A 5,890-nucleotide genomic window follows, 5' to 3' on the forward strand; every position below is an offset into this window, starting at 1 on the left:
CGCGGCGACCGCGGCCCGGGCGGTGCCCCCGGCACCGACGATCAGCGGCTGGCTCGGCCGGCGTCCGCCGGTCACCCGGCGCAGTGCCGCCGCGATCCCGGCGACGTCGGTGTTGTCCCCGTAGAGGCGGCCGTCCGCGCCGACGACGACCGTGTTGACGGCGCCGATCACCGCGGCGGTCGGGTCGATGTCGTCCAGCAGATCCAGCACGACGGTCTTGAGCGGCATGGTCAGCGACAGGCCCAACCAGCCCGGCTCGACCCGGATCCGGTCCAGCATCGCCGGCAGACCGGCCGCCTCGCAGTGGATCGCGGTGTAGCGCACCGCCAGACCCAGCCGGTCGTACGCGGCACCGTGCAGCACCGGTGAGAGCGAGTGGCCCACCGGGGCGCCCAGCACGGCCGCGTGGGCCGGGTGCGTCGGCGTCGCCGCCGCGGCCACCCGGACGGCCCACCGCGGCTGCTCACCCCGCCCGCCCGCGGCCACCGGCCCCGGCTCGACCCCCTGTGTCACCCAGCCTCCCGTCCGGTGCCTTCCCGTGCCCACCCGTGCCGTTCCCACCCTGTACCGCGCCACCCCGTGCCGCGCCACCTGGACCGTCCCAGCCCGGACCATTCCCAGCCTGGTGCCGGGCGGCGGCCCAGCCACGGTTACTCCCGACCGCCCTCGGCCCGGTAGCGCGCCTGGAGCGCGGTCCACTCGGCCTGGGTGGTCGCGAACTCGGTGACCTTGCTACGCGGCATGGACACGAAGTACAACCAGCTCCCGTCCGCCGGCTGCAGGGCCGACTTCAGCGCCCACAGGCCCGGGTTGGAGATCGCCCCCGGCGGCAGGCCCGCGACCGAGCGGGTGTTGTACGGGTTCGCCCGCCGCAGCTGCTCCTGTGACAGCGGGCCGGTGTACTGGTCCTCGGCGTAACGGGTGGTGGAGTCCATGTCGAGACGACGGAAGCCGCCGGTGGTGTCGGCGAGCCGGTTGTAGATCACCCGGGCGACCTTCGGGCCCTCGTCGGCGTTCGCGACCTCCTTCTCGATGATCGAGGCGATGGTCACGATCTCGGCCGGTTTCAGGTTGCGCGCGGCCGCCCCCTGCTCGAGGTTGAGGGCCGCGGCCTCGGTCTTGAACCGGTCGACGAACGAGCTCAGCAGCTGCACCGCGCTCTGCCCGGGGACGATGTTGTAGGTCGACGGGAACAGGTAGCCCTCCAGCGTCGGCGCGTAGGCCGGAGCGCCGAGCTGGGCCGGGTTGCGCGCGATCGCCTCGAGGTCGGCCATCGGCGTGCCGAGCCGGTCGTGGATGCCGGTCAGGACCTCCTTGACCGTCATGCCCTCCTTGATGACGAACCGGAACAACGCGGCCGAGCTGGGGTCGAGCAGCGCCGTCAGGGCCGCCGCCGCGCTCATCCGGCTGCGCAGCCGGTAGGTGCCCGGCTGGATGCCCAGCGACTTCGGGTTGGCCGCCGCGGCCTTGACGAACGCGCCGACGGAGGCGGTCACGTCCGCGTCGTGCAGCGCTTTGGCGATCTGGCTGGCAGTGGCCCCGTCGGGAATCTGCACGACGGCGATGCCGTCGCCGGAGCCCGGGTAGTCCGCGGCGCTCGACCCGCCCGAGACATGACCGATGACCTTGCCGACCCCGACGATGCCAAGCCCCAGCAGCGCGGCGACGATCACGAGAATCGCGATCAGCTTCGCCAGCGCCCGTCCGCCCCGGCGCCGCGGCTCGGCCGGTTCGTCGTCCCAGGAGCCACCCCAGCTGCCGTCGTGCGCGGCCTGGCCCGGACCGCCGGACGAGGAGCCGGCGTCGGCGTCGTACGGTGCCTCCGAGCCGTACGGATCGTCGTCGCCGTCGTGGTCGTCCGGCTCGCGCGCGGGCTGCCGGTCGTACCGTTCGCCGGCCGCATACGGATAGGCCTCGTCCGGATAGGCCTCGTCCGGATAGCCCTCGTCCGAGTAGCCCTCGTCCGAGTAGGCCTCGTCCGAGTAGGCCTCGTCGGGATAGGGGCGCGGGTCGCGGGCCGGCCGATCCCCGGGACGGCGTTCCCCTCGTCGGCGGTCGGCTGCGCGGCGGTCAGCGGAGAAGCGGTCGTCGTAACCCGTCTCCTGGTAGACCCCCGGGCGGCTCGGGCCGCGACGCGCAGGGGGGTCGGGACGACGCGCCCCGCGACGGTCCGTGGGACGGACGGGCCGCTCCCCGTAGGGCTCCTCGTCGAGGATCTCGTCGAGGTCACGGCGGGTCACCCGGCGTCCTGCGGACCGGCCATCCCGCCGTCCGGCGTCCAGCCCGGTGCGCCACCGGGCCCGCGGCGGCTGTCCAGGTCGTGCTGGAGGATCTGCACGGCTGCCTCCTGATCGACAAGGCTGCGACGGGCGCGGGAACGGACGCCACGTTCGGCCATTCTGCGATGGGCAGCCACCGTGGTCAGCCGCTCATCGACGAACCGCACCGGAATGGGTGCGATTCGCCCGGTGAGCACCTCGGCGTACTCCCGGACCAGCGCGACGGCGCGGCCCTCCTGCCCCGACAGCTGCCGGGGCAGGCCCACCACGACCTCCACAGCCTCGCGCTGCGCGACGATCTCGGCAAGAGCATCGATGTCTGCATTGCCGCGCTTGTCCCTGGCCAGGGTAGTGACCGGCATCGCAAGCAGTCCGTCGGGGTCGCTCGCGGCCACCCCGACCCGCACCGATCCGACGTCCACCCCTACCCGGACGCCGGGCCGGGTCCCCCGTGGGCCGGTCACCTAACGTCCGAGGAGCTCGGCGACCAGTCCGCGCAGTTTCGCGAACGCGGCCGGGACGAGCTCCGCCGTACCACCGCCGCCCTGGGCGATGTCGGCCTTTCCGCCGCCCTTGCCGCCAAGCGCCGCCCAGCTGCCGCGGACCAGGTCTCCGGCGCGCAACCCGCGCGAGCGCGCCGCATCGTCGGTGACCACGACGATCGAGGCTCCGTCGGCCCGCCCGATCGCGACCACCGCGGGCCGCCCGGCGAGCCGTCCGCGCACGTCCATGGCGAGCAGACGCACGTCGTCGGGAGTGGTGCCGGCGGGCACCTCGGCGGTGACGACGGCGACGCCGCCGATCTCCTCGGCCCCCTCGGCGAGGGTCCCGGCGCCGGCCAGCACGGCCGCGGCGCGCAGTTTGTCGAGTTCCCGCTCGGCGTCGCGCAGCCGGGCGACGATGTCGTTGACCCGGTCGGCGAGCTCGTCGGGGCGGGCCCTGAGCGCGGTGGACAGCTGCGAGACGAGCAGATGCTCGCGCGCGAGGTAGCGGAACGCGTCCAGGCCGACGAGCCCCTCGACGCGGCGCGTCCCGGCGGAGATGGACGCCTCGGAGAGCAGCTTCACCGCGCCGAGCTGCGCCGAACTCGCCACATGGGTGCCCCCGCAGAGCTCGCGGGCGTAGTCGCCGACGTCGACGACCCGCACCGCGTCGCCGTACTTCTCGCCAAACAGCGCCATCGCGCCGAGCCGGCGGGCCTCCTCCTGCGTGGTGACGAACGCGCGCACCGGCAGGTCACGCAGTGCCACCTCGTTGATCTCGTCCTCGACGTCGGCGAGCACCGACGCCGGCACCGCGCCCAGGGCGTGGAAGTCGAAGCGCAGCCGACCGGGCGAGTTCAGCGACCCGGCCTGGGTCGCCCCCTCCCCCAGCGCCCGGCGAAACGCCGCGTGGACGAGGTGGGTGGCGGTGTGCGAACGCGACACCGCACGCCGGCGCCCCTCGTCGACCTGGGCGTGCACCCGGTCGCCGACCTTCAGCTCCCCGGCGCGCACCCGCACCCGGTGCAGGACGAGCTCGGGCACCGGCCGCTGGACGTCGAGGACCTCCACCTCGCCGCCGTCAAAGCGCAGGATCCCGAGGTCGGGCTCCTGGCCGCCGCTCTCGGCGTAGAAGGGAGTGACGTCGAGCACGACGCCGACCTCCTCGCCGGCACCCGCGGCCGGGCGACCGAGGCCGTCGGCGATCCCGACCAGCCCCACCACCGCGGACTCACGGGTGAGCTCCTCGTAGCCGGTGAACGTCGTCGGGCCGGCGGCGGCGAGGATCGGGCGAAACGCCGACAGGTCGAGGTTGCCGATCCGCCGGGCGGCCCGGTCGGCCTTGGCGGTCTGGCGCTGGCGTTCCATCAGCCGGCGGAACCCCGCCTCGTCGACGGACAGGCCCGCCTCGGCGGCCATCTCCAGCGTCAGGTCGATTGGAAAGCCGTAGGTGTCGTGCAGCTTGAACGCCTCGTCACCGGCGAGTGTCGTGGCCCCGGCGGCGCGGACCTGGCGGACCGCGGTGTCGAAGATCGTGGTGCCGGTGCGCAGCGTCTCGGCGAACGCCGTCTCCTCGGCGACCGCCACCCGGGTGATCGTCTCGGCATCGTCGACGAGCTCGGGGTAGATCGGGCCCATCGCCGTGCCGATGACCTCGAACAGCTGCGCCATCACCGGCTCGCGCGCGCCGAGGAGCCGGGCGTCGCGCACCGCCCGGCGCAGCAGCCGGCGCAGCACGTAGCCACGGCCCTCGTTGGACGGCACGATGCCGTCGGAGATCAGCATCGCGGCGGTGCGGGAGTGGTCGGCGATCACCCGCAGCCGCACGTCGGAGGCCGGGTCGGCGCCGTAACGGCGGCCGGTGAGCCGGCTCGCGGCGTCCAGCACCGGACGGGAGATGTCGATCTCGTAGACGTTCTCGACGCCCTGCAGGATCGTCGCCATCCGCTCGAGGCCCATGCCGGTGTCGATGTTGCGACTCGGCAGCTCGCGCAGGATCGGATAGTCGTAGCCGGCGCCCTCACCGCGCTCGAACTGCATGAACACGAGGTTCCAGACCTCGAGGTAACGCTCCTCGTCGGCCACCGGGCCGCCGTCCCGGCCGTGGGCGGGCCCCCGGTCGAAGTAGATCTCGCTGCACGGGCCGCACGGGCCCGGCACGCCCATCGACCAGTAGTTGTCCGCCTTGTCGCGGCGCTGGATGCGCTCGGCGGGCAGCAGGGTGCGCCAGATCCGCTCGGCCTCGTCGTCGTCGAGGTAGACGGTGGCCCACAGGTCGTCCGGCTTGAACCCGAAGCCGTCGACGAGCAGCTCGAAGGCGAACGGGATCGCCTCGGCCTTGAAGTAGTCACCGAAGGAGAAGTTGCCGCACATCTGGAAGAACGAGGCGTGCCGGGTGGTCCGTCCGACGTTCTCGATGTCGACGGTCCGCACGACCTTCTGCACGCTGGTCGCCCGCGGCCACGGCGGAGCCAGATCGCCGAGGAAATACGGCTTGAACGGCACCATGCCGGCGTTGACCAGCAACAACGTGGGGTCCGGCGCGATCAGGGAGGCGCTGGGAACCACGGTGTGCTCACGCGCGGCGAAATGGTTCAGAAAGCGGCTGCGGATCTCGGCCGTGTCCATCGGTCACATCGTCCAGACTGGTGGGAGGAGCATCGTCATCCGGCGGCGGGCAGCGGTGCCGCCGCGCGGGCCGGCGGGGCCGGCGCGGCGGCTGCCGCTGCTATCGCTGCAGCCCTGGCCGGCGGGGCTGACGGTGGCGACCGCCGGTCAGAACGGACGGGCACCGGGGACCAGCCGCATCGTCCGTTCGAGGTCGTCGAACGGGGCGGCGGGGTCGTCGTCCGGGTCGCGGTCGAGCCCGAGCGCACCACGGATCTCCTCCTCCCGCTCCGCCGCGGCCTCGCGGACATCCGCGAGGAACTCCTGCAGTGACTGTACGAGAGATCCGGCGAGGCTGGTCGGCGTGAGCGCCGCGGCGGCCTTCGCGGCCCTGCGCACGACAACCACACCCGCCGCCGCCCCGAAGGTCAGGTAGAAAATCCGCGACATCTAGCGGCCTCCCCGGGACCCGCCGCCGGTCGCGGTGGCCCGCGCCAGCGGCGAGTCGTCGCCCGCAGGCGC

General features: G+C 73.5%; 5 protein-coding genes. All 5 read right to left on the bottom strand.

The features are described 5' to 3' along the window. On the bottom strand, positions 1-513 hold a 513-nt coding region (locus ND747_RS19725), incomplete at its 3' end, for a shikimate dehydrogenase (protein WP_374216278.1). A 137-nt stretch (positions 514-650) separates the two neighbouring features. Further along, positions 651-2,240: an endolytic transglycosylase MltG gene (gene mltG, locus ND747_RS19730; protein ID WP_251735299.1), complete on the bottom strand. Its 1,590-nt coding sequence runs from the start codon at positions 2,238-2,240 to the stop codon at positions 651-653. Further along, on the bottom strand, positions 2,237-2,743 hold the full coding sequence (gene ruvX / locus ND747_RS19735) for a Holliday junction resolvase RuvX (protein WP_251735300.1): 507 nt from the start codon (positions 2,741-2,743) through the stop codon (positions 2,237-2,239). The genes mltG and ruvX overlap by 4 nt, the downstream gene beginning before the upstream one ends. Next, positions 2,744-5,389, bottom strand: a complete 2,646-nt coding sequence (alaS, locus tag ND747_RS19740; protein ID WP_251735302.1) for an alanine--tRNA ligase — start codon at positions 5,387-5,389, stop codon at positions 2,744-2,746. A 147-nt stretch (positions 5,390-5,536) separates the two neighbouring features. After that, positions 5,537-5,818 carry a hypothetical protein gene (locus ND747_RS19745; protein WP_251735304.1) on the bottom strand — a complete coding sequence of 94 codons (282 nt, stop codon included), beginning with the start codon at positions 5,816-5,818 and terminating at the stop codon, positions 5,537-5,539. Between the last annotated feature and the right edge of the window lie 72 nt (positions 5,819-5,890).

The organism is Frankia sp. R82 (genome assembly GCF_023716925.1).
Classification (GTDB): domain Bacteria; phylum Actinomycetota; class Actinomycetes; order Frankiales; family Frankiaceae; genus Frankia.

Bases quoted from the DNA above. Each gene is read 5' to 3' on its own strand.
- ND747_RS19745 (WP_251735304.1), bottom strand. From the start codon at position 5,818: ATGTCGCGGATTTTCTACCTGACCTTCGGGGCGGCGGCGGGTGTGGTT.
- alaS (WP_251735302.1), bottom strand. From the start codon at position 5,389: ATGGACACGGCCGAGATCCGCAGCCGCTTTCTGAACCATTTCGCCGCG.